The sequence below is a fragment of the Streptococcus oralis genome (assembly GCF_019334565.1).
Classification (GTDB): domain Bacteria; phylum Bacillota; class Bacilli; order Lactobacillales; family Streptococcaceae; genus Streptococcus; species Streptococcus oralis_CR.
Window position 1 is genome coordinate 1,146,293 of the sequence record NZ_CP079724.1, and the last position, 25,412, is coordinate 1,171,704.

Here is a 25,412-nt window from a genome sequence, read left to right on the forward strand (position 1 = left end):
TATCTAACTGTCTTTTTTATTTATTCTTACGTTTTGAAGGAGATTGAATAGCGATTTTAACTTCAAAAATTGTTCCTCTAGGTTTGTTATCTTTGACGCTAATCGTTCCTCGTAAGGCATCTACGATCTGCTTGGCCAAAGATAGTCCAAGACCAAAGCCACCTTTCTGACGGGTTCTCGCCTTGTCTACACGGTAAAAACGGTCAAAGATTTTCTTCTTGTCAGGAGCTGAAATTCCAATTCCATTATCCGTTACTGTTAGATAGAGATGACGATCTGTAGCATGAACTACAAACTCAATTTTTCCATCTTCTTCAGTATACTTGATGGCATTGTCAAATAAGATGGTCATGAGCTGTTTTAGGAGCAACTGATCGGTCATGAAGGGACGATAAATCCGATTTTCATACTCAAAAATACGATCATTTTCAGAAGCAATCAACTCAAAGTTAGCAAAGGTAGTCTTAAAGAACTGTGGTGATACTTCTGCTATTTCTGGTTTGATTCCATCATCGCGACGTGCAAGGTTGAGAAGATTGGTTGTGAGAAAGCGCATGTTGCGAACTTCTTCAAGGCTCGAAGCAATACTTTCGCTGGATTCCATAATCGTTGCCTCTGGTTTTCGAAAGAGATTTTCTAAACGATTTTGTAAAACGGCCAAAGGCGTTCTCAGTTCGTGACTGGCATTTTCGACAAAGGACTTCTGCTTTTGCATACTTTCCAGCAAGGGTTTGACACTGACACGTGCCAAATAAACACTGGCAATTAAAGACAGGAGCCAGAAACTAGCCATGACTACAACAATTAAATGCTCGTGGTTTTGGCTGATTTGCTCGAGCTGGCTGGTATTGATTAAAACCGCAGCATATTTGACGTTACTTGAGACGGAAGATGAGTTGGTTTCCATCAAAATCATCCGATAGGTTTCTTCCTGACCATAGCTATTGACAACTTGGATTTGGCGAATGTGATTCAACTCTTTCTTGTCCAACTTGATCTTGTCCAAACCTGAAAAACGATTCCCCAGTAAGAGTTGGTTAAAATCCTTGTCAAAGAGTAAGACTTCCGTATTGGAGCTGACATTGGGTTTGATTTCAACCTTGCTGGCATCCGCAGTTGCGGGTTGAATATCCTTGACCTCTTCAGTTGCCCGATTCAAGGCTAACTGGATAACCGCTTGGGGACTGCTACTAAGGGCTTGGAGTTTTTCATCTACAGAAGTGTAGAGACTCGAGTGCATGACCTGGAGGATAATCAAGGTCATCGCAGAGAAGATCAGGGTGAACACTCCAAAGTTTCGAATGAAATAGCTGAAATCATCTGCATACCATGTTTTTTTTAGTTTATTGAACATCTTTTAAAATATACCCGACACTACGCAAGGTTTGAAGATTTTCAGCAAAGGCTGTTCCCTTCAATTTCTTACGAACTTTTGAGACATAGACTTCTACAACGGAAATCGTCGTATCGCTATCAAATCCCCATAGACGGTCAAAAATTTGCGTCTTGGGAAGAATAACATTTTGATTTTGAAGGAAGTAAACCAATAACTCAAACTCTTTTCCGAGTAGTTCCACAGGAGTATCTTCCACTTTCACTTCATTCGTTGAAAGGTTGACGACAATATCTCCATAGGTCAAGGTGTTTTCATTAAACTTGCCTGAACGTTTGAGAAGGGCTTGGATCCGCATTTTGAGTTCTTCAAGGTAGAAAGGTTTGGTGAGGTAGTCATCCGCTCCAAGCTCAAAACCGTGTCCCTTGTCATCCAAACTCTCTTTGGCAGTCATGATAAGGACTGGTGTCGTAATTCCTTTTTCGCGCAACTCTTTCAAGACTTGGAAACCATTTTTTTCCGGCAACATCAAGTCAAGCAAAATCAAGTCATAGACGCCACTTTCAGCTTCGTAGAGACCTTCTTCTCCATCAAAAACCTGCATGACATCTGCAAAATCATCTAAAAAGTCAAATACTGAGTTTGACAGACCCAGGTCATCTTCTACTAATAAGATTTTTATCATCAGAAACTCCTCCTTGTTATGATTATTATACCAAAATTGCCTTAAAAAAAACTCAACTCTCTCTTCTTTTCAGATAGAAAGTTGAGTTTTTGTTTACATAAACGAATTAAGCTTTAGCATATTGGGCTACAACAGCTTCGACTGCTGCTTTCTCACGCTTAATCAAGTCAACACGCGCTGCGATATCCTTGATCCCCATGCGGATATTACGGCTAAGAGCAAGGTCAGAGAGCTGTGGCTCAAAGAATTCCTTGTACTCTGCCAAGCGTTGCTCTGTTTTAAAGATGTGTGATGGGAAGATGACAAAGCTATCAAAGCTCATATCCCCACCAAGAGCTGCCTTGATCCAATCCCAGTTTTCACGTGCCCATACCCAAACAGTCTCTTGAGTTGCTTGGTGTCCGAGGAATTGAAGGTACCATGAAGAAAGGTCTTGTGGTTTCACCACAAATTTGTCCTTCCATGAACGAATCAAGGTTTGGATATTGTCAGCATCTGTACTGTAGGCTAGAGCAGCTGCTAACTGGCGTTTGAAAACAGCATCTGTGGCATGAGTGTAGAGGTCCAGATAAGTTGCGACCAAGTCCTTGGTCTCATGGTGTTTCATTTCATTGATAAGAACTTGTGCACGGATGGCTGCTGGAAGTCCTGCAAGGTTCTCCTTGTGAGCTGCAAAGATTTGGCTAGCGACTTGACTAGCTTCTGCATCATTGGAGCGAATCATCATAGAAACGGCCAACTGACGAACCAATTCATCCTCATCTGATTCTCCGTCTTTAGCTTCAAAACCAAGACGGTCATAGTTATGACGAGCCAATTTAGCAACTAGTGATTTGAAGGCTGTTTCAGCATCCGTTCCTTCATCGATAAAGCGCTCAAGGGCAGAAATCACTTGAGAAATAGCTGAAACAACAAGGTAAGATTCTTCCTTAGCAAGTTTATCAAGGACTGGGAGCAAGTCCGCATAAGAAATGTGTCCTGCTTCAGCAAGCAGACGACGTTCTTGAACGATTTGCAGTTTACTTGTGTTATCAAGTGACTCTAACTCAGAAAGAACAGATTCTAACAAGTCTCCTTGATAGTCTGTAATGTAGTGGGCTGTATTTTCAGTATTGAGACGAAGGGCTCCTTTATTTTCAGCAAGAAGGGCTGCGTAGCCAGGAATTTCGATACTTTCAGTTTCAAGTGTGTCTGGTAAGCCTTTCCAGTTGCTGTTGAGTGGGACAACCCAGAGACGGTTCTTGTCTTCGTGCTCACCGATGAAGAATTGTTTTTGTGAAATCTTCAAAACATCATTTTCAACTTTGACAGTGAGAACTGGATAACCAGGCTGTTCCAACCAAGAATCCATGAAGGCTGCAACATCACGTCCTGATGCTTGACCAAGGGCATTCCAAAGGTCACGACCGATGGTATTACTGTACTGGTGCTTTTCAAAGTAAGCATGCAAGCCTTTAGCAAAATCCGCATCACCGAGCCAACGGCGAAGCATGTGCATGAGACGGCTTCCTTTAGCATAGACGATAGCGCCGTCAAAGAGCGTATTAATTTCATCTGGGTGTTTGACTTCAACATGGACAGACTGAACACCATCCGTCGCATCGCGTTTAAGCGCAGCTGGAACACCACCTGTTTGGAAGTCTTCAAAGATATTCCAACTTGGCTCGATGGCATCCACACAGACGTATTCCATCATGTTAGCGAAGCTTTCATTGAGCCAGAGGTCATCCCACCATTTCATAGTCACGAGGTTTCCAAACCATTGGTGAGCCAACTCATGTGCTACAACTAGGGCAACTTGTTGACGGCTAGCAAAGGTTGAGTTCTCATCCACAACTAAGTACACTTCACGGTAGGTCACAAGACCCCAGTTTTCCATAGCACCAGCTGAGAAGTCAGGAAGGGCGATGTGAAGTGATTGAGGGATTGGATACTTAACTCCATAGTAATCTTCGTAAAACTCGATTGAGCGGACGGCGATGTCTAGTGAGAAATCAAGGTTAGATAGTGGGTGAGCTTTGGTTGAGTAGACACCTACGAGGGTACCATTTTTAGTTTTGGCGGTCACACCTTGCAAGTCACCAGCAACAAAGGCCAACAAGTAAGAAGACATGCGAGGTGTTGTCTCAAACTTCCAGATGGCTGTTTCCTTACGGTTTTCAACATCAATTTCTGGCATGTTTGACAAGGCCATTTCACCTTCTGCTTGGTCAAAACGTAGAGAAAGGTCAAAAGTTGCTTTGGCTTCAGGCTCATCCACACATGGGAAGGCTTCGCGCGCGAAATGACTCTCGAACTGGGTAGACAAGACCTCCTTCTTGACACCATCAACTGTGTAATAAGAAGGGTAAATCCCTGTCATGTTGTCTGTGATTTTACCAGAAAAGTCAAGAACCACTTCAACTTTGCCAGCCTCAGCTAATTCGATATGAAGGGCTTCATTGTCATGATCAACTGTAAATGGACGAGCTTGACCCGCAACTTCTACAGAAGTGATTTCCAAGTCTTTTTGGTGAAGGGAAATACGGTCACTCTGTGCTTGACCAGTAATGGTCACCTTCCCAGAAAAGGCCTTGGTCTCACGACTCAAGTCTAAAAATAAATCATAGTGTTCAGGAACAAATTGGGTAATAAAATGTTCAACTGCTTGCATAGTTTTCTCCTATTCTAAGTTTAAGAGTTTTACTCTTCTTCAAACAAACTTATTATATCATGTTTTGATTAAGAAAAAAGGATTGGACGGCGATTTCCAAAACTTTCTTCCTTCTATCTGTCTACAGAGGATAGACCTTGCGAAATTCTTCCAAAACGACCTTGCTGTCAGGTGTAAAAGTCAGTCCGGCTTCCCTCATCCACTCGGTGAAAAAGTCCTCATGAACCTGACGCCAATAGGCTAAAGATTTGTCTCCCTCACCTTCCTTGTAGGCATGGTCAGCAGAAACTTGATGAAAGGGCTGAACGGAAACCTTGGTAATTTCGACAATGCAGACAGCCTGATCTTGACTGTCTAAAATGACGTCAAAGGTTCCCTCTTTTGGAAGAGGTTCGTCTTCTAGTGAGTAGAGGTCATAGGCTGAGGCTGTTGCTGTCTTTTCGCCTTTTAAAACCAAATCTGCCAAGAGATCTGCTTCCACTCCAAAAGCCCAGGCATCTATCTCATCTCCGATAGAGGGGTTGATTAGCTTGTAGTCATTCCACATTTCTTGCGGTGTCATTTGTTCTCCTTATCTTGTAATTCTGTTACTTCGTCCCTAAAAAAGAGCTTGCGATTACTCAATTCCATCCTCTTTGTTATACTCTATCATGCATTTTACAGCATATTCTACCCATTCCCAAAAATCGTTAAATTCTTTTCGTTGCTTCCATCCTTCGGCAGCAAAATCATGAATGAGTTGAACCTTATTGCCCTTTCCTATTTCAAAACAAGCTGTATCATCACAATCTCCTCTTTTAGCAAATGGAATCAACTTTCTGCTTGGGTACCTTTCCTGCAATCCCTCATACAAAGATAGGGCCCATTCTGAATCCAATAGATACCAACAATTAAAATCAACTAAATTGAGTTCGATCAATTTTTTAAACGATTCAGGATACTGGAATATCCTTTCATCCATTGAATAATTTTTCATCTCTCACCTTCCAATTCATGTAGAAAGTCTTGTTCAGTTCTGGAAATCCTAGTAACTCTGTCTTAGCCTTCAATACTAAGGGTGAGGCATTTTCTTCTGTGATTTTCTGAATATCCATCCAAACATATCCGAGTGAATCATTCGCACCATCAGACACAGCATCCGAAATCGTAACTTGAGCTTCCTTCTCGTTTATCTCAATATCATAAAATGCCATGATATGATGAACCATAAAATTTGTTAACTCTTCCCTGACAAAAACATCGTAGATTCGAGGATTGGAGTAGCTTCTAACAGTAAATCCTGTCTCTTCCATAACTTCTCTAATCAGCGTTTCTGTCAATCCTTCACCAAGTTGCTGACTACCACCGGGTAGATCATAACGATGTTGATAAGGGCCTCTCGTTTTTTCAATGCAGAGTAACTTCCCATTTTCAAAGCAAACAGCATAGACTCCAAAGTATTTTTTGATTTCCATCTAACTCCTCCTACTTCAAAGACCAGCCACCATCAATGGTAAGGATTTGTCCTTGCATGGCGCTCGCCTTTCCACTTGCTAAGAAAAGGCTAATCTCTGCTACTTCCTCTGGCTCGATCCAGCGCTTGATTGGCGTTTCACTAGCCACCCAGTCTGCCAATCCACCTGGCTCAAAGTCGGCAGCAGTCATGGCTGTCTTGACTGCCCCTGGAGCAATCCCAAAGACCTGAATACCAGCCTCAGCATAGTCTAGAGCCAACTGCTTGGTAAAGCCAGCTAAGGCGTGCTTAGACGAGGTATAGGCGTGACCACCTCCGCCAGCTAGACTTGAAGCAATCGAACACATATTGATGATGATTCCTTTTTTATTTTCCAACATTTGTGTCAAATAATGCCGAGTCAACTCAACAGGAGTCATATAGTTGATTTCAAAAATCTCTTGAATTTCCTGCGCTGTTTGATCCAAAAGGGGTTTGTAATTATCCAAAACTCCAGCAGTATTGCACAAGACATCCACCTGAGGACACCAGTCAAAAATTGGCTCCAAGTCCAAGGTCAAATCTCTCTGTAAAAAGTGAAAATCACGCTCTAAGAGTGGATTTTCACCTTGGTCAACTCCATAAACTTGATAGCCATTCTCTAAAAAGAGTCGTGCTTGAGCCAGACCAATCCCTGAACTTACTCCCGTAATCAATACACGTCTAGTCATACACTTCTACCCAATCCGTCGCCAAAACATCACAAGGTGTCGGGCTCCACATGGAAAAACCTTCCCCTTCTCCAGACACGTTGATTAGGAAATAGGGCGTCACTTCAAGTGCAACCCCGTTTTGTTCGATAGTGTCAAAGAGTTGGACATAGTTTTCAGCCCCTCCCCAACCAGTGCGTACATATTTTTTCTTGGCTTTTAACCCAGGCAGGATTTCTTCAAAAGTCATGTTGTTCTCCTTTAATGCTACATTCTTCATTTAATTATAACAAGAAACCGTTTTCCAACGGCTTTTTGACTGTGATTTATTTAAATCTGCTTCTACTTACGGTAAATTATTCCCTGCTGCAAGATAAATTTCATACCATTCTTTTCTTGTTAAGCTAAAGTTTGCCGCTTGGCTAACTTCTCTCAAATGCTTAGGATTTGTTGTACCTACGACTGCCTGCATTTTTGCTGGATAACGCAATATCCAAGAAATGGCAATAGTTGAAGGGGTTACTCCATATTTAAAAGCTAGACGATCAAGTACTTGATTCAAAGCTTGAAATTTCTCATTACCAACAAAGTTCCCTTTAAAATACCCGAATTGTAAGACAGACCATGCTTGAATGACCACATCGTGTAATTTGCAATATTCAAAAACGCTGCCATCTCGCATAGTTGCTTGACTATCTTCCATATTAACATGAAAACCTGATTCGAATCCTGGAGTAAAAGCCGCACTCAATTGTAGCTGATTAACAGCTAACGGCTGCTTGACATCTTTTTTAAGCAACTCCATCATCATAGGATTTTGATTAGAAACTCCAAAATCTCGGACCTTACCTTGTTTATAAAGAAGATCAAAGGCTTCTGCTACTTGGTCAGATTCCATCAAAGCATCTGGTCGATGAAGAAGCAAGCTATCTAGATGATCAATCTTCAATCTTTGCAAAATTCCGTCGACTGATTTTATAATATAGTCCTTAGAAAAATCAAAATAGGTAAATTCTTCAATGCGAATGCCACATTTGGACTGAATCCACATCTTTTCTCTTAAATCTGGACGATTTTTTAGGACAATACCTAACAGTTCTTCACAACGACCACGACCATAAATATCAGCCAAGTCAAAAGCATTGATTCCAACAGAAAGTGCTGTTTCTACAAGCTCTTCAACTTCTTTTACAGACTTATCTTTTATTCTCATCATTCCGAGAACAATTTCTGATAATTCTTTGTCATCTTGACCAAGAGTTATGTATCTCATCAAATTTTTCTCCTTCAATTCTACATTCTTCATTTAATTATAACAAAAAACCGTTTTCCAACGGCTTTTTGACTGTATATCTACTAAATTCTTCCTACCACTGTAATCCAGCTTCTCTAATTTCTTTCTTAGAAGCGAATTTACCATTCGGTCTGTGCCATCTTCCGTTTTTATCTCTAAAGTAGCCACCTGAATTTGTTGATTGCGAGTTTGATTCCTAGCTTTCTTCCTGTTCTTGTGCGGCTTGGCGAGCTTTTTCCTGTTCTTCTTCTTTTGCTTTCTTTTCAGCTGCTTCTTTTTCTTCTGCCTCTTTCTTGGCTTTTTCCTCAGCTTCCTTCTTAGCCTTTTCTTTTTCTTCTTTTATCTTTGCATCTTCAACTGTATTCTTAGCAGTACCATCCAAATAATTGATTTCAGCATTAGCTGAAACATTGTCTAGAATAACATGTGTCACAGAATACTGATTAACCTTTTCCTTACTACCACCTACCTTGATTTCCAAGAGTTTGCCGTTTTCATCTATTCCCACATACTGTAACTCAATCTGTCTAGGGATCAATTCGTCCTTTTGATAGATTGGGGTCACCTTGTAGTCAAGATAATAGTTTGGGTGATTGGCCAACCAAGAGTCCAATCGATTTTCATAGTAAAGCATGCTACTTTGGTTTTGGTCATCTGTTCCAGAATAATTTCCAGCATTTAGCCAGTTAGTCATAGGGACCAAGTTTTTCTTTTCATCGTTTAATCCACTAAACTGGTACCCAATCAAATGACCACGATTCATCAACCAAGCCTTTTTAGAGCCATCTCCATAATAAAAATTATAGTTGTGCCATCCAACTGGATTATAAGTCAACTTGGACTCTCTCTTCTCAGTTGGCTCATCGCTGTCCTTAAGTTGAATATGAGCACCCGTTGCGCGTGATTTAGAATCCAATTCCCCAAGTTCTAACTGTTTCTCATTTTTAAAAGGCAAGAGTCCAGCTTCTTTAAATAACTTTTCATCGAACTTGGTTTGCTTTTGTTCAATTTTTTCTTCTGGGATCTTTGATTCCGCCTTATGTCCAGAACAAGCAACTAGTGTTGTGATGGAAAGCAAGGCAATTGAGAAGGATAGTAGCTTTTTCATAAAAGTCTCCTTTTATATAGTGATTAGATTAATATATACTATTACATTTTACTATCATTTTGTTAATTGTTCAAGAATAAAGATGCTGTTATTATACTCTTTCTACTCCAATGTTTAAAACAAAAACGATAACCACTTTTTCAGTAGTTACCGTTGATTTTTTGATTAGTCTCTTCCACCAAGTTTGCTATTGATAGTCATCATGATGCTGGCTATTTTCTCACCCCAGTAAGGATCGGAAGCATAGCGAACATTCATTCCAGTTGCCTTGTTTCCAAGATGGTCTCTGCCGTAGTCGATGTAATTCTCACGAATCCACTTGGCAGCTCCTAGAATCCCTTTATCCACATTATCAAATCTCTTGGCTGAGAGATATGGGCTCGTATCATAAGCGGCAATACCAAAGAAGTTGTTCTTATCTCTGGCAATTTGACTGCGACCCCAAGCACTTTCAAGGGCACTATGGGCCATTAAGTAAAGGGCATTGACGCCATAACGTTCTTCAGCCTCTTTGAAAGTCGCTCCTTTACCCGCTAGTGGACTATCCTGCAAGTTCATCATGGAGTAAATTTTATTCAACTCAGCTGCACTATAATTACTTGGCTCTCTCAAGTTCTTATAGAGGAAAGGATTTTTAATGGTAAAGCCATCGAAATGCTCACCATCAGTCGAGTAGTACTTCTTACCAATAACCATAGCAGAAGTGTGTGGAGCTACTTTGATACTCGTGTAAGGAGAGAGTTCATGGTAGAGGAATTTCCCATCACTGGTATAATGAGGGATAAACTCGCTACCTTCATCTACTGCTGTCAAATCACTTTGATTCATATAGCCAGACAAGCCAGAAATCGAAACTGCAAGTCGGCCACCTTTTCGCGTCGAGCTATCCAGTGAAACAATGCTTCCTTGGTTAATGTAACTCAAGATTTCTCCAGATGCACTATAGACATAGGCTGTGATTGGTTTAACTTTGTAATATTTGGTTTTATCCGCAACATGCCATCTACCAGAAGCATCCAAGGTATGACCATCCACAGTTTCATTTTTTGCCATATAACCGCCGGATTTAAGGTAATACCATGATTGGTCGGATGAATCGTAGATTAATTCTTTTTCAGCCATCTTTCCATTTGACTTGAGGTAGAACCAATTGTTCTTGTACCATACCCACTCACTCGCAGCCATATAACCACCAGATTTGAGATAGTAGTAACCATTATCCCAGAGCCATTCTTTATTGGCATAATTTCCATCAGAGTTGATATAGAACCAAGAGTTATAATTCTTGTCAAAGAGCCACCCTTTGCCAGCTTTTGCTCCACTGCTCGTCACATAACTGCGGTCAATCCAAGTTTCCGTAGAGAGGTAGCCGCCTGATTTGAAATGGTAATCCTTACCTTTGATAGTTTGCCAACCTTTTTCAGCATAGGTTCCGTCAGCTTTCAAGTAAAACCAAGAGTTATAATTCTTGTCAAAGAGCCATTCCGATTTCAATTTAGCTCCACTTTTAGCAACATAGAAGCGGTCAATCCAGCGCTCGGTAGAAAGATAACCGCCTGATTTGAAATGGTAATCTTTTTCTTTGATCGTTTCCCAGCCTTTTTCGGCATAGGTTCCGTCAGCTTTCAAGTAAAACCAAGCATCATAATTCTTGTCAAAGAGCCATTCCGATTTCAATTTAGCTCCACTCTTGGCAACATAGAAGCGATCAATCCAACGTTCAGTAGAAAGATAACCGCCTGATTTAAAATGGTAGTCCTTCCCATCTATGGTTAACCAGCCATTTTCAGCATAGGTACCGTCTTGTTGAAGGTAGAACCAACTGCTATAGTTGTCATCATAAATCCAGGCTTGTTTAACCTTATGACCATTTTCTGATATATAGCTTTTACCAAGCCAAGCATTTTTCAGCATTTTACCTTGTGAATTGATGTAGTATTGGTTCTCCCCTTGAGTGATCCACTCATCTTTGGCCATTTTCCCGTCTTCTTTAAGGTAATATTTTTCCTGACCTTGTTGAATCCATTCTTTTTGAGCTTTCTGACCATCAGACTTGAGATAATACCAGGATTCTTGTTCCTGATTAAATACCCACTGTTCCTTGGCTTTAGCACCACTTTCAGTCACATAGTACTGGCCAACCCACGTTTTCGTAGCTAATTTTCCAGCTTCGTTAAAATAGTAATCCTTACCAGCAACAGTCAACCAGCCGTTCTCAGCACGATTTCCATCAGCTGTTAAATAAAACCAGGCCTGTTGCGTTTGATCATAGATCCATTGGTTGGTTGCTGGTTTCCCGTCTGCTTTGAGGTAGGTCTTTCCTTGCCAAGTTCCCTCTTCTGCTTTTGCTGTCTCCACTACAGTAAAAAAACACCCCAATAAGCCAGCACTTACTAGGGCCACTTTCCATCGTTTCATTTAAATGCTCCAATAACGTTTTCTAATCCCTATTGTAACATAGTTAACCGACGGAAATATTACAAATTGATGAAGATTCTATGTCTTGTTGACGATAAGGAAGACCTAGCTTATCTCAGATTGGCTTTGACTTCCTGACGAAGATCTTCCAAACTGCTAATGCCATATTTATCCATGACTTTTGGTAGATGTTCGATGATATCAGGACAAGCGTAAGGATTTGTAAAGTTGGCTGTTCCAACTCCGATGGCAGAGGCACCAGCCAGATACATTTCTAGCGCTGCTTCAGCAGAGTCCACTCCTCCCATTCCAATGATAGGAAGTTCAGTTGTTTGGGCTACTTGTCGGATGAGTTTGAGGGCTACTGGAAAGACTGCTGGTCCAGACATTCCACCTGTTTCATTGGCTAGGATTGGTTTTCTAGTTTTGAGGTCAAAGCGCATACCGACTAGAGTATTGATCATGGTTAAGCCACTTGCCCCTGCATCTTCTGCGGCTTTGGCGATGGTGACAACATCCGTTACACTAGGGGTTAACTTAACATAAACCGGTACATCAGAAGCTTCCACAGCTGCCTTTACAACTTCATAAGCCAAGTCAGGATCTTGCCCAATCAAAAGTCCATGATTGCCATGATCCACATTCGGACAAGAGATATTGAGCTCGATAGCTTTTACATTTGCAGCCTTGGAAATTCCTCGAGAAACAGCAGCGTACTCTTGTTTTGAAAAGCCTGCAACATTTGCGATGATAGGAAGCCTAGGATACTCTCTTTCCAGCCAAGGCAACTTTTCAGCTAAAACAGCTTCTAAACCCGGATTTTGCAAGCCGATTGCATTGAGCATACCTGCAGGCGTTTCTGCCACCCTAGGAGTTGGATTGCCAAAACGGGGTTCAAGTGTCGTCGCCTTAATCATAATAGAGCCTAAAAGGTCTAAATCATAGTACTTGGCATACTCTTGGCCGAAACCAAAACAGCCTGATGCTGGAATAATCGGATTTTTCAAATCCAAGCCTGGTAGAGAAACTTGTAAACGATTTTTAGTCATGATTTTCTCCTTATAATACAACTGTTCCTGTGCGAAAAACAGGGCCATCTTCACAGACACGTTGACTGACAGTCTCACTATCTGGAACTTTTAGGACGCAGGCATAGCAAGCCCCCATCCCACAAGCCATACGAGATTCCAGAGATAGATAGGCTCTTGGATGATCATAAAATCTTTGATTGATGTACTTCATCATCCCAGGCGCCCCACATGAGTAAACAGCATCAAGTTTACTGTCTAAATCATTGATGACAACAGACACATTTCCCTTGATACCATAAGAACCATCATCTGTCGTAACAAAAACCTGACCATATTGGGCCAATTCCTTTTCGAGTATGACAGCATCTTTATTAGCAAAACCAAGAACTGTTACTAGTTTCACCCCCCGCGCATGCAATTCCTTGGCTACCTCGAGCAAGGGTGGAACACCAATTCCACCACCAACGAGGAGAACTTTGCTCTGATCATCAAGGTCAGACAAGTCAAAACCATTTCCCTGAGGTCCCATCACATCAAGTGTATCACCCTGACTTAATGTTGAAAAAATAGCGGTCCCAGCACCTTCAATCCGATAAATAAGGCGACACTGTCTCTTAGCCTTGTCAATAAACGAAATTGAAATAGGACGGCGCAAGAGATGGGCATCATCAGGCACACGTAGATGGAGAAATTGGCCTGCTCGCATAGCTTCAACCATTTCTCCTTCTAGGACTAATTCAAAGATTGCTGGCGCAATTTCCTCCTGTTCAACCACCTTCATGGTTTCCAAACGAATGGCACCCAAACGCTTCTTACATGTGGGATTCATGATTTTCCTCCTTAAATTTAAGGGGATCAGATAAAGAAAAGGCCTTGCTAATGCAAGGCCTCAGTTAGGTTAGGCTAGAACTCATGCGCACACTTAAAAAGTCTCCACAGAGAGTCCCCTATCCCTTTTATCTGACACCTTGTGAGTCTCTCTGGACTCCCCTTAAAGGTTAAATTTGTATTAGTATACTCTTTCAAAGAAAAAAAGTCAAGTAGAAAACGAACATTCTACTTGACTGTACAGGATTATTTTTCACGAATCACTTCAACCTTGTAGCCATCAGGATCCTTGACAAAGTAATAGTTTGGTGGGTTTCCAGGTAGGCCTTTTGGCTCTGTAACCTCATAGCCTTTGTTGCTATGTTCTTGATGAAGTGCCTCAAGGTCAGGTGTACTGAGGGCGATATGAGCAAAGCCGTCTCCTACCACATAAGGGCCGTGGTCATAGTTATAGGTCAATTCCAACTCGTAGTCATCACCGTCAAGTCCTAGATAGACAATGGTGAAGGCATAATCTGGGAAATCCTTGCGACGCAATTCTTTAAAACCAAAAGCATCTTGATAGAATGCAATTGATTTTTCAAGGTTTTCTACTCGCAAGCAAGTGTGTAGCATTTTTGAAGCCATCTTCATTACCTCTTTCATTTTAATAGTTCCATTATACCTTTATTCAGGAAAATTTACTAGAAACTTGAACTAGAGTCCTCTTCTCTACGCTTTCATTCTAAGCAGCACTTTTACGATTTTCCTTGCGTATATTGCGAATAAGGAAAAGCATGATAAGGACAAAAAGTCCCTCGAGGAAGTAGAACGTAAATTCACTATTCATGAGTAGTAAGTCTTTGTAATGATAGTTATTACCGAAAACTGAATTTGGTGCGAATAGGATCCGGAACAGTCTTCTTAGGAAAATAAAGATCTGCAATCCATAAATCATAAAGACCTTCTTCACACCAATCATGAAGCCTTGTTCCTTTGTAAAATAAGACAAGACAATTCCATTTAACAAGAGGATAACGGTTATAGCCAGCGTTTCATTTCGTAGAATAGTTGGATCAAAGATGTCTAAACGGCTGTGAATGTAAGGCAACGTTTGAAAGAGTAAGATTCCCAAGATTGCTGGAAGGAGAATTTTCTTCAGAGATGGTGGAAATCCAGGACTAAATCTTGTAAAAGACAAGCAAATCACAAGGATTGCAAAAATATGGAAGTAAGCTATGGCAACTCCTGAAATAGTCTGGCTTCGATTTACCAAAGCAGAAAGAAAACCAGCAGAAAGAAAGATACCAACAGGAATCAGCTTCTCCAAAGAATAATCCCATTTCAGCCCCTGACTCACTTGGAAACCATCGATGAAGCTGAAAAATGTAATGAACATAAGGGCACCAATGAGACCAAACGGTAAGGATGGAATGACGAGGGTCAATAGCAAGATTAGTAGGAACCATGGATGGGAGCTGTAGTAGAATTTCCGTTTTTCTCCTCTAGCAGTCACTCCCTCCTCAATCGGTGTTTTCCTTAATTTTAGCATATAGACGTAAAAGAGAGAAAACATACCCGCATGAACCCATGAATTATAACCCGGTCGCTCTAGAACACTAAGTAGCAAACTTACAATCGTAAAGAGACCAGAGAAAATCTGAAGAAACTTATTTTTTAAGACCTGTCTTTTTTTCCAATCCAAATAAGAGAGCTTGGCCTTTGGATGACTAAGTTCATAGGCATAAGTCGTCATCTCTTCTAGTTTCTGGTCTGTCTCCTCCGTCATCATTTGGGGAGCCATTTTAGAAGTAGGAAAAGGAGCTAAAACATATATCAGGAGCTCGCCGTCTGTAAACCGATGGTACTCCTTATAGATCTGTTGGAGTAAAATCGTTAGAATGCGTGGTCTTCCTTTAAAGTAGCTTCTCCACTTCTCCCAATCATTGATATCTTCATCGCTCTTGGTGAGCTTATCCATATAGAGATAACCTTCATTGTACCAGTAATCAAAATTTTCTTTTTTATCTAGTGCGTACTCCTCTACCACTGAAGGATAAGAATGGATACTCTTCCAGAAATGAAGTTTCTTCAGGTAAGGATTTGATTCCTCATCACTATAACGCTCCACAAATTGGAAAACAAGGGCTAACACTTTCGCATTGGTTAAAGGATAGACGTCCACCTTTTCTAACAAATCAAGTAGGAGCGTGTGATCTTTGACTGATTCAAAAAGGTATTGCCAATCACGTAACAGTTTATACTCGTCTTCATAGTGAGCATGGAGCAACTCATAGAAGGCTGCCTCAACTTCATCCGGATTATCTAGAGTGTAATGACTAAAGTCAACGTTTTCTCCCAGCTCCTCTTTTACTTCCTCTAAGTAATCAGCCAAGTCGTTCAAGAGTGGATAATCCTCTTCAAATATGACTTGTCGGTTTTTTCCCAGGATATAGGTTAAAACGGGCACACTCTTGATTATTTGACGATTCTGATTTACTTGATCTAAGACCATAAAGGCCAAATAAGGGTGCTTGAAAAACTCTATCCAGGAGCTCAATTGATTTGCTTTGTTAAAATCTTGGAGAATTTCTTGGCAAAGTTGATAAGAATAATAGAATTCTTCAGTGGCTTCATGTGCGCTTTCAAGCGAACTGCCTTCCTCTTCTGCTATAGCTCTTTTAACTTTCCAATACTTCAATTTATAGTAATAGCCCCAGTGTCGGAAGTCAGGTATATAATCTTCCAGCAAGGGAATGAGGATAGAGAATTGCTCTGGTTTATTAAAAATATAAACATCCATTTCCTCTAAAACGGATTGAACAATGTCCATATCATACTGATACTGATGAAAGAACTGACGCCATAGATGCTCTTGTTCCTCTTGGTTATAACCGTCATTTCCAACAATACTTTCAATCGCATTTCGAATCAGATAAGTTTCTTCATTATAACCACTAAAGTCAAGAGTAGACCTTGTTATTCCTTCTTGCCCACGGTTCTCTTCATCACCAAACGTTTCAAAATTGAGGGGATTCGTAGCTCTTTCTTCAGAATCTCCATTTAGCTGAACTTCCTCATCATAGTCACTAAAGTCAAGGGTGGACTTTTGCTCATCCTCTTCTGCTTTAAAGGTTTCAAAGTTAAAGGAATTGCTTGTTTTATCAGTTGATTGCTGATAATCACTGAAATCAAGACTAGATCTTTCAGACTCTTCGTTCTCAGTCTTCGTTTCTTCAGTCAAGTTTTCAAAGTTGAGACTAGAGTTAGGCTTTTCATTCGCCTCTTCTTCAAGTTCAGTAGCTTCTTGAGAGTCACTCGCTTTTCTTAGGCTATTTTCTGGTCTTGTGTTTCTAGACCTCGCATAAGTCAAGGCTTTTTGGTAAGCTTCAACAATTTCTTGGTAAATTTCTGGTTGGTCTTCTGGGTGATAGAGCCGAACCAGTTCAGCATAACGCCTTCTAATAAGCTTGACGTCAGTCGTTGGCTCTATCCCTAAAGTTTCCCATATATTCATAAGGTCTCCTCTTTTACAGTCCTCGCTCTAGGAAGTCTAAATAGTTTGAAAATGATTGATAGAGTTTTGGCAAATGATAAACAGATGCTTGACTGACCTCTTCTTCAAATCGTCTAGTTTCAGCCATTAGCTCATCTCTTCTTCTCCCCAAGAGCATACTGTACACACGATTCGCTTTTTCAATCAAGAAACGATAAACCTCTGTTTCTTGAGCATTGATCTTATAGCGAGTCAACTCTGCTTGCTTAGCCTTGATTTCCTTTTCTGTCAGAGTAACACTATCTTGGAGAATAACATGACTAAAGACTTCCTGTGTGGAATCAATTTTCACTTCGACATCCAAAATTCCATTTAAATCATAGGTAAACCGAACTGTGAAACTTTCATTTACTCGAGTATTCACAGGGACGGGAACTTCTAATTCTCCTAGAAACAGGTTTTGTGATGCCTTCATCATCTCACCTTGATAGACCTTTATCTTGACTTGGCTCTGTCCCAATTCAGCTGTATAATACTGCTCAATGCGTGAAGCAGGTAGGGTTGAATTTCGCTCAATAATCGGCGAAAAACGGTCTCCAACTATCTCAATCCCCAGTGTAAAAGGGCAAATATCAGACAGTAATAAATCTCGTATCTCACCCTGCCGTTCTTTTATTCCTGCTAAAAGGGCACAACCTCTCGCAATCATCCGATCGGGATCATCAGATACCTGAACCATTTGATTGATACAGTAGGATAAAAAGTCCTGAACCAAGCGGAGTTTCGAAGTCCCACCAACAAGAACAAAGTTATCAGATGATACATAGCTATAACGTGCATCCATCAAGGCACGGTCCAAAACGGCCTTAACACGGGCTAGCAGAGGTTGACAAAGCTCATAAAAACGCTGGTAGCTCAAGTCTAGAGTGTATTCCTGATCTTGGTCCAGAACTGTCATCTTCACTTCTTCTTTACTATTGAGTTCTAGCTTAGTCTTTTCAGCCTGTACCAGAATTTTGCTATAAAATTCTCGGGAAATCGTATCCTTGGTTAATTGATTGGAGACTAAAAATTCCTCAGCAATAGCCGCAGTAAAATCTTCTCCTCCCAAACGATTGTCCCCTGCAATCGACACGATTTCGACAATATTATCAAAAAGCTCTACAACTGAAATGTCAAGAGTCCCACCACCAAAATCGACTACAATAAAAGATTGATCTTCTTGGTTTACCATAGATCTTTTAGCTAGAGCCGCTGCGGAAGGTTCATTGATAATCCGATCAATCTGAACGCCTGCAAATTTCCCTGCTAGTTTGGTCGCATAGCGTTGAGCATCATTGAAATAGGCTGGAACGCTAACAATCACTTCCTCAACCTTTTCTCCAAGATAGGTCTCTGCATCATCTACCAACTTTCGAATGATAAAGGAGCTTAATTCTTCAGCCTTATATGCTCGATTTCCTAACGTCAACTCATGCTTAGTCCCCATAAAACGCTTGAACTGAGAAACCGTCTTATCTGGGTGGGTTACCAAGCGTTCCTTGGCAATTTTTCCAACTATAATCTCATCATTGTCATCTAAAGCCACAACAGAAGGAGTCAAATACTCACCAAAAGCATTGGGAATCAGCTTGACCTGGCCATCTTGATAAACCCCTACTAAAGAATTAGTCGTTCCTAAATCAATACCTACTATCATCTTCTTCTAACTCCAAATCTTTTTTAGATATTCCTATTATACAAGAAATATCCTATTTTCTTTGAAAAAATCTGTTATTTACTCTCTAAAATAGAAAATCGTTTAAGGAAAATAAAAAAGTTTCACCCTACTCTTGCGGTAAAAACCACGAGAGTAAGAATGAAACAGTTGTCATTATTTACCAAGTTTTGCTTTAGCTGCATCTGCAAGAGCTGTGAAAGCTGCTGCATCGTTAACAGCCAAGTCAGCAAGCATTTTACGGTTAACTTCGATTTCAGCCAATTTCAAACCATGCATCAATTGTGAGTATGAAAGTCCGTTCAAACGAGCTGCCGCATTGATACGAGTGATCCACAATTTACGGAAGTCACGTTTTTTCTGACGACGGTCACGGTATGCATAGTAGTAAGAGTTCATTACTTGTTCTTTTGCAGTACGGAACAAGATGTGTTTAGCTCCATAGTAACCTTTTGCTAATTTAAGAATACGTTTACGACGTTTGCGTGATACAACGCCACCTTTAACACGTGCCATGTTTTATTTCCTCCAAATATTTCCTAGAATTGTTTACTTACTGTTAGGCTATTATTTCAAGCGAGTAAGCATTGCTTTGATACGTTTGAAATCTCCTGAATGCACCATAGATGCTTTACGAAGATGACGACGTTGTTTCTTAGTTTTTCCGTGGAAACGGTGAGAAGTGTAAGCACGGAAACGTTTAAGTCCACCAGAACCTGTACGTTTGAAACGTTTAGCTGATGCGCGGTGTGTTTTTTGTTTTGGCATGATTTTTTCTCCTTTATTTAACTTTCTGACAATTATTTTTTGTCAGTTGCTGGCGCCAACTGCATGAACATTTGGCGTCCATCCATCTTAGCTCGTTGTTCGATGATTGCAATATCTTGTGTTGCTTCAGCAAACTCGGCTAAAACTTTTGCACCAATCTCTTTATGGGTGATCATACGCCCTTTAAAGCGAATGGATACCTTAACTTTATTTCCTTTTTCAAGGAACTTGCGTGCATTGCGAAGTTTTGTGTCAAAGTCACCCTTGTCAATAGTTGGACTCAGACGAACTTCTTTCACAGTAACAACACTTTGTTTTTTACGTTGTTCTTTTTGCTTTTTCTGGTACTCAAATTTGAACTTACCGTAGTCCATAATTTTAGCAACAGGTGGTTTTGCTTGGGGTTGAATCAATACTAAGTCAACATTTGCACTATCAGCTAATGCTTGCGCTTCACTGAGTGGCTTGATGCCTAGCTGTTCTCCCTCAAGACCGATCAAGCGAACTTCACGTACACGAATTTCATCATTGATGAATAAGTCTTGCTTTGCTATGGTTTTCACCTCTTTTTTATTATTAGAGAAAAACAATAGCGGACTCGTAATGATACAAGCCCGCACGTTATGATAGCGTTTCTTAGAAACTTTTCATCCGTAGGGCCAGGCAACTTGATGTCACAAGGCGAGAAGCTCTCACTTCTGCTTTTCTCAACTTTTATATGATACCAAGTTTTCTATTCCTTGTCAAGATAAAAAGTTATTTTTTCAAAAAACTTTCTGTTTTCTTCTTGATGTCCGCATCAAAAAGAGAGAACCATTCCGGTTCCCTCTCTGTGTTAGTTTTTTCCTCATCCTCCGTATAGGAACGCTAAGACCTATTAAAAACTTCCTTTTTACGTGAACTTCCCCATCTTTCGATAAATAGAATCCCCACTAACAAAAGGATAATCAGGCAAGGAAGTAAGACCATCCCCATGCTCCAATTTAGATTGATATTATCAATTTGCTTAGGTAATCTTCCAGATAAAATCTCTACTGAACGCAAGTAAGTAAAGGGAATCAGATGTGCAATACTCTGAAGAGGCTGGATCGTTTGGATACCAAACAACAAGCCAACAATCCCAATGAGTGAAAGAAAGAGAACAGGCATTTTTTGCTTGAAAAAGTAAGCAATCAAGTAGACGACTTCCACAATGACGATAAAGGCTAAGAAAGCTAAGAGCAAGCTAGGAAATAACACATCTTGTATTTTTCCAATAGTTACCTCTTGATTGGTTAAGCTATAGAACGGGTATGGATAATCTAACTGTCCAAAACCACTTATCAGACTTCCCACTAGAAAAGAAAATCCACAGATTCCAATAAACAGCACGGTTACATAGCTCACCCCAACTCCAAGAGAGGACATGGCAAATGTCGCTTTTGAAAAAGGATATAACTGAGCTGTATCGAGATGATTTTGATATCTTTCTGCGAACAGTTGTGTAAGCATAAAAATAATACCAATCACAAACAAGCTTGGGATGATAGCCTCTAAAATCCAGACAATCTGATCAATCCCGTGGGTCGGATATTCTAAATTGTGGGCTTTTATATTCAAGGGATACAGGGCTTGGTAAATCTTCCGTTGGCGGTCGCTCGCCATTTTTAATTCAGAGCTAGAAGTCGGTTGATTTGACATAACTTCATAATTCTTCTCTTCATCTTGCCACTGCAAATAATAGGCTTCTTTCCAGCGTCCTTCTTTTAACAAAGCCAGAATTTCTTTCTTTTGAGTCAAAAGATTTTTTTGCGAGTCTAAATTACTTTTAACAATCTGGTATTCCTCCGAGCTGGTGTCAGACATTTGGGAAAGCTTCACTTCATTTTCATTGACGATTCTCTCATCTTTTACAAGACGGGTTTCCAACTCGCTCTCCAAGCTGTGTGAGTTTGCAGTCTGACTATTTAAATAAAAGGTAACACCGAGTACAGATGCAAATAAAAGTAAGATAATCCAGTTTAAACGACTTTTGAAAACTTTCTTTAATAAAAATAGGCTAATATCTTTCATAACGGAACCTCTTCTATCTGCCCCTGACGAATGGTTACGATGCTATCGCAAATCTCCATTAACTCCTCTTTGTAGTGGGAACTCAAAAGAACCAGCTGTTCTTTTCTATCGATTTGTGCCAGCCTATCAAAAAACTTCTGTCGATAATACTCATCTAAGCCATTTGTTATCTCATCCATGAGCCAGCATTTCGCCTGACTGAGGAAATACATAGCAATCACCAAGCGTTGCTTCATCCCTAAGGAATACTTGCGGATGGGAAGGTTGATATAGTCAGACATTTCCCAGTAATCAATTTCATCCCTCAAGTTTAGGTCTGACTTCCAGATGTTTTTTATGAGACGAAGGTAGTCCATCCCACTTAAGTTTCCATCCAGCCATTCAACGCTCTCATAATAAAACAAAGAAGGAGGAACTGCGATGTGTCCACTACTAAGGGGAAGCAACTTGCTCATAGCTCGGAATAGTGTCGTCTTTCCCGAGCCATTGATAGCAAGAAGGCCATAAATCCTACCCTTTTTAAAGGTGAAATCAACATCTTGCAAGATGACTTGTCGCGTTTTTAAGGTAACATGAGTAAGATTTATCATATACAGCCCTCCTTTTTCTCACTCTTTATCGATTAATAGCCTCCGCTGTAGTAGTTTATGACCTCATAACGATTGTAATTCCATCCTCCGCCAATTTTATACTCAGAATAGACCATAACGGGCTAGAAATGTATTGATGGTTGTGATAGTTAGTACTATATTCCCACATAGTATTCCAATCATACCAATATTTTTTAGTGACTGTTACAGCAGATGCAATGGATTGAAAAAGACCAATAGAGTATAAACTAGCTAATAAAACGGGTTTTACTGATTTTTCATGTTTTCATTGCATTTATATCTTTACTATTGGAGACGCTTTCATTATATCGTTTTTCCCTATATTATGCAACAGATTATTTGTTTATTTTACTAATATATAACATCTTTTCTTTCTAACGAACCGTTTCAATTCTCCAACTATTCCACCCTGTAAAGCGGATAGCCCCTTGCTGGTCAGTTCGGTAGATATTACTCTTGATACTTTCCAGTCGTGTCAAGGTTTCCTGATGGGGGAGTTTCGCACGATTGCTCTTTCCGACTGAAATGAGAGTAATTTCTGGTTTGATTTTTTCTAGGAAAGCTGGATTTGATGAGGTTTTAGCACCATGTTGGCCTGCTTTCAGGACATCCACCTCTAAGCCAGGGTATTGCTTTAGAAGATCCTTCTCTCCCTTCTCTTTCAAATTTCCTGTGAAGAGAAAGTGCTTATCCAAAAGTTTTCCATAAAGAACCAGAGAATCATCACGATTCCCATCTCCAATCTTCCTTGGAGATAGGACTTCTAAGAAACTGCCAAAAATCGGGAAATTCTCCCCAGCTACCACACTACGTACCTTGTTTTGACTTGCTTCTAGTTCCGCTACAAATTCCTTCTGTGTCAGACTTCCTTTTGATACTAAAATCTCTCCGACATGAAAAGCCTTGGTTACCTCCAGCAAATCGCCAATATGCTCCTTATCTGTATTTGTCAAAATCAGCTGGTCAATCTTGTCTACTCCTCGACTTTTAAGATAGGGAATCAAGGTTCTCTGGGCATTGTTGGTTGTCGCCTTTTCTTGCCAAGCTTGGATTTTCTTGTCAGATTCTGCCTTACCACCCACATCTATGAGAATGGTTTTACCAGTTACATCCCGTAGGAAAATACTTTCACCTTGCCCCACATCCAACATGATGATTTCATTTTCAAGTGGATGCTTGGTCAGGAAAAAGAGACCCACAATAAAGAGACTAAATCCTGCTAGTCTTTTGATGTTTTTCCTCATGTCATAGACCAAGGCTAATGAAACTAACAGTAGAATCAACAGCCATGCATTGGGTTGACCAAAGACCAGAGGCCTGCTTGCCAGCTGCGATACCAAGCGAATGATGTTCTCCAACCACTCAAAGACAAAGTTAAACTGAGTGACTGGGTAAACAAAAGACAGAATAAATAAGATGGACAAAAGTGGCAAAAAGACCACATCAAACAGAAAGGAAAATACAAAGGTCAAAAGGATAGACCAAGGCTGAAATTCTGCAAAATAGAAGGATAGAATAGGCAATATTCCCAAGGAAATGACCAGACTTTCTCTAGCAACAGCCTTGAGTCCCTCCCCTTCTTTACTAGTCATGGTCAAGATAAAAGCGTATGCGCAGGACAAGACTCCTCCTGCTGTCAAGAAAAAGTTGGGCATGATGATAAAGAGGCCAAGGATCGTCAAGGCAAAATTATCCAAACCCTTAACACCATGTTGGGCCAGTAACTTTTGCAAGAGACTGCGAATAACAGATGCTGAAAATCCTGTCAGACCTGCATAGATAAGAGAAAAGGGATAAGTTAGCCACTTCAACTTTTCTTGAGTTAAGCCCAATCGCAAGAGGAGTTTCTTAAAGGCATCCATGAAAAAGCCTACCTGCATACCCGACAAGGCAAAGAGATGGATAATTCCAAGACTGGAATAGAGCTCATTCATCTCCTCAAAGTCCGTGTCCAAATGTCCTAAAAGAAGACCTGTCATATAATTGCGCATAGGATCTGGAAAGCGCATCTTGATCCAAACTACAGCCTTCCGACGTAAACCAGACAGATTTTCTCCTATATCCCAACTTCTAACCTGTTTCATTGACTGGATACTCTTGATAGTCAAAATTTGGTAAATTCCTTGAGTCTTCAGATAGGCTTGGTAGTTAAAGCCACCAAAATTCCTCTGAACTTCAGGCTCTGAAAGTTTTCCTTCTATCTCTATCTCATGAAGGTCTGTTAAGGCCTGAAAGAGCTCTTTCTCTTCCTCGGACTGTAGCTTATAATAAACTTGGAAGGTGCGGCCCTCAGCCTTGCCCCGAAAGGACAGACTGTCTCCATTGACTTTGATGGTATCTGGTAAAATCCGTACCCTCTCAACAGAATCCGCTAGGTTTTGACTTGCTTGTGTCTGTTGCCAATTTTGAAACAAAAACCAAATTCCAAAAACTCCACAAATCGCTAGAACTCTACCGGCCGATTTCCAAGGAAATTGAAAAAAGAGACAGATGAGTAGAAAAACAAAGCCTAGTAAAGCAAGATAAGATACTGAGAAAATGGCATAGTAAGGCCAGAGTAACAGAAAACTCAGATAGATTAGGGGGATAGGGAAATTCTTAATCCACTGTGACATAATCTTTTAGCTTTTCTATGGTCTTAGCGCCAATACCAGAGACTTTCTTTAATTCATCTACCGACTTGAATTTGCCATTTGCCTCACGATGGTCGATAATATCCTGTGCTCGCTTTCTTCCCAAGCCTTTGACCTGCTTGAGTTCTTCCAGACTAGCTTTATTGAGGTTGACCTTCTTATCTTTACTTGTCGAAGGAGTCGTTCCTGAGGCAGCCTGCTGACTAGCCGCTTCTTCTCCCTTAGTTGGAACATAGACAAGAGCCTCGTCACTGACTTTCTGTGCTAGATTGAGCGACTTGCTATCTGCCTCATCTGTCAAGCCACCTGCCTTCTGAACGGCATCATGAACTCGACTTCCTACTGGCAAATCATAAATCCCTGGCGATTTAACAGCACCTTTGACATCTACCGTGATTAGATCTTGTTCAGCAGATTCTTCCTTTTCTTCCTTCTTGATTTCCTTTTCAGATGATGAATCCTTTGAAACAGCTGCAACTTCAGCCTGCAAATTTGTTTCTGTGACGGGTTTTTGTGTAGATGGTTTTAGCAAGAAAAATCCGCCCAAGGCCAAACCCAAACCAGCACAGATGACAATGATTTTATACTCTTTGATTTTCTCGATAATTGCTTCCATATTTTCTCCTCTCTTAAGTTATTCGCAAGAGAAAGAAAAAAACAGCTG

At 40.5% G+C, this 25,412-nt stretch carries 22 protein-coding genes, 2 pseudogenes and 1 other annotated feature; all 24 genes and pseudogenes read right to left on the bottom strand.

The window, feature by feature from the left end; all coding sequences use genetic code 11:
- Positions 1–16: 16 nt before the first annotated feature.
- Positions 17–1,354, bottom strand: a complete 1,338-nt coding sequence (locus KX728_RS05675) for a sensor histidine kinase (protein ID WP_215804588.1) — start codon at positions 1,352–1,354, stop codon at positions 17–19.
- Positions 1,344–2,018 carry a two-component system response regulator CiaR gene (gene ciaR, locus KX728_RS05680; protein WP_000590630.1) on the bottom strand — a complete coding sequence of 225 codons (675 nt, stop codon included), beginning with the start codon at positions 2,016–2,018 and terminating at the stop codon, positions 1,344–1,346. Before ciaR ends, KX728_RS05675 begins: the two co-directional genes overlap by 11 nt.
- Before the next feature lie 106 nt (positions 2,019–2,124).
- Positions 2,125–4,671 carry a M1 family metallopeptidase gene (locus KX728_RS05685; protein ID WP_215804587.1) on the bottom strand — a complete coding sequence of 849 codons (2,547 nt, stop codon included), beginning with the start codon at positions 4,669–4,671 and terminating at the stop codon, positions 2,125–2,127.
- Positions 4,672–4,792: 121 nt separating this feature from the next.
- Entirely contained in the window at positions 4,793–5,233 is a 441-nt protein-coding gene (locus KX728_RS05690; protein ID WP_215804586.1) for an ASCH domain-containing protein, read from the bottom strand.
- Between the two features lie 54 nt (positions 5,234–5,287).
- Entirely contained in the window at positions 5,288–5,647 is a 360-nt protein-coding gene (locus KX728_RS05695; protein WP_215804585.1) for a hypothetical protein, read from the bottom strand.
- A complete protein-coding gene (locus KX728_RS05700) occupies positions 5,625–6,125 on the bottom strand; it encodes an NUDIX hydrolase (protein ID WP_215804584.1) in 501 nt (166 codons plus the stop codon). The genes KX728_RS05695 and KX728_RS05700 overlap by 23 nt, the downstream gene beginning before the upstream one ends.
- A gap of 10 nt (positions 6,126–6,135) precedes the next feature.
- A complete protein-coding gene (locus KX728_RS05705; protein ID WP_215804583.1) occupies positions 6,136–6,834 on the bottom strand; it encodes a 3-oxoacyl-ACP reductase in 699 nt (232 codons plus the stop codon).
- Positions 6,827–7,063, bottom strand: a complete 237-nt coding sequence (locus KX728_RS05710) for a DUF2829 domain-containing protein (RefSeq protein WP_033684947.1) — start codon at positions 7,061–7,063, stop codon at positions 6,827–6,829. Before KX728_RS05710 ends, KX728_RS05705 begins: the two co-directional genes overlap by 8 nt.
- 96 nt (positions 7,064–7,159) lie before the next feature.
- Complete coding sequence (locus tag KX728_RS05715) at positions 7,160–8,086, bottom strand: aldo/keto reductase (RefSeq protein ID WP_001269449.1); 927 nt, start codon at positions 8,084–8,086, stop codon at positions 7,160–7,162.
- Positions 8,087–8,180: 94 nt separating this feature from the next.
- Positions 8,181–9,215, bottom strand: a pseudogene (locus tag KX728_RS09415) (DNA/RNA non-specific endonuclease).
- Between the two features lie 165 nt (positions 9,216–9,380).
- The gene (locus KX728_RS05725; RefSeq protein ID WP_215804581.1) at positions 9,381–11,633 is read right to left on the bottom strand and encodes a glucosaminidase domain-containing protein; all 2,253 of its coding nucleotides are present in this window, start codon (positions 11,631–11,633) and stop codon (positions 9,381–9,383) included.
- Positions 11,634–11,743: 110 nt separating this feature from the next.
- A complete protein-coding gene (locus KX728_RS05730) occupies positions 11,744–12,730 on the bottom strand; it encodes a dihydroorotate dehydrogenase (RefSeq protein WP_215804959.1) in 987 nt (328 codons plus the stop codon).
- Positions 12,693–13,493, bottom strand: a complete 801-nt coding sequence (locus KX728_RS05735) for a dihydroorotate dehydrogenase electron transfer subunit (RefSeq protein WP_215804580.1) — start codon at positions 13,491–13,493, stop codon at positions 12,693–12,695. The genes KX728_RS05730 and KX728_RS05735 overlap by 38 nt, the downstream gene beginning before the upstream one ends.
- A 245-nt stretch (positions 13,494–13,738) precedes the next feature.
- Complete coding sequence (gene gloA / locus KX728_RS05740) at positions 13,739–14,119, bottom strand: lactoylglutathione lyase (RefSeq protein WP_042902591.1); 381 nt, start codon at positions 14,117–14,119, stop codon at positions 13,739–13,741.
- A gap of 97 nt (positions 14,120–14,216) precedes the next feature.
- Positions 14,217–16,988, bottom strand: coding sequence for a J domain-containing protein (locus tag KX728_RS05745; RefSeq protein WP_215804579.1), 2,772 nt, complete (start codon positions 16,986–16,988; stop codon positions 14,217–14,219).
- Positions 16,989–17,001: 13 nt separating this feature from the next.
- A complete protein-coding gene (locus KX728_RS05750; RefSeq protein WP_215804578.1) occupies positions 17,002–18,666 on the bottom strand; it encodes a molecular chaperone HscC in 1,665 nt (554 codons plus the stop codon).
- A gap of 174 nt (positions 18,667–18,840) precedes the next feature.
- Positions 18,841–19,200 carry a 50S ribosomal protein L20 gene (rplT, locus tag KX728_RS05755; protein ID WP_000124830.1) on the bottom strand — a complete coding sequence of 120 codons (360 nt, stop codon included), beginning with the start codon at positions 19,198–19,200 and terminating at the stop codon, positions 18,841–18,843.
- 51 nt (positions 19,201–19,251) lie between these two features.
- Positions 19,252–19,452, bottom strand: a complete 201-nt coding sequence (gene rpmI / locus KX728_RS05760; protein WP_001125942.1) for a 50S ribosomal protein L35 — start codon at positions 19,450–19,452, stop codon at positions 19,252–19,254.
- Between the two features lie 32 nt (positions 19,453–19,484).
- Positions 19,485–20,015 carry a translation initiation factor IF-3 gene (infC, locus tag KX728_RS05765; protein ID WP_000848184.1) on the bottom strand — a complete coding sequence of 177 codons (531 nt, stop codon included), beginning with the start codon at positions 20,013–20,015 and terminating at the stop codon, positions 19,485–19,487.
- A gap of 15 nt (positions 20,016–20,030) precedes the next feature.
- Positions 20,031–20,162: a sequence feature (ribosomal protein L20 leader region), on the bottom strand.
- Between the two features lie 157 nt (positions 20,163–20,319).
- The gene (locus tag KX728_RS05770; RefSeq protein WP_042902389.1) at positions 20,320–21,504 is read right to left on the bottom strand and encodes a membrane protein; all 1,185 of its coding nucleotides are present in this window, start codon (positions 21,502–21,504) and stop codon (positions 20,320–20,322) included.
- On the bottom strand, positions 21,501–22,094 hold the full coding sequence (locus KX728_RS05775; RefSeq protein ID WP_042902390.1) for an ATP-binding cassette domain-containing protein: 594 nt from the start codon (positions 22,092–22,094) through the stop codon (positions 21,501–21,503). Before KX728_RS05775 ends, KX728_RS05770 begins: the two co-directional genes overlap by 4 nt.
- 32 nt (positions 22,095–22,126) lie before the next feature.
- Positions 22,127–22,332 (bottom strand): annotated as a pseudogene (locus KX728_RS09360) (hypothetical protein).
- A 157-nt stretch (positions 22,333–22,489) separates the two neighbouring features.
- A complete protein-coding gene (locus KX728_RS05780; RefSeq protein ID WP_215804577.1) occupies positions 22,490–24,730 on the bottom strand; it encodes a DNA internalization-related competence protein ComEC/Rec2 in 2,241 nt (746 codons plus the stop codon).
- On the bottom strand, positions 24,714–25,364 hold the full coding sequence (locus tag KX728_RS05785) for a helix-hairpin-helix domain-containing protein (protein WP_042902392.1): 651 nt from the start codon (positions 25,362–25,364) through the stop codon (positions 24,714–24,716). Before KX728_RS05785 ends, KX728_RS05780 begins: the two co-directional genes overlap by 17 nt.
- Positions 25,365–25,412: the final 48 nt, after the last annotated feature.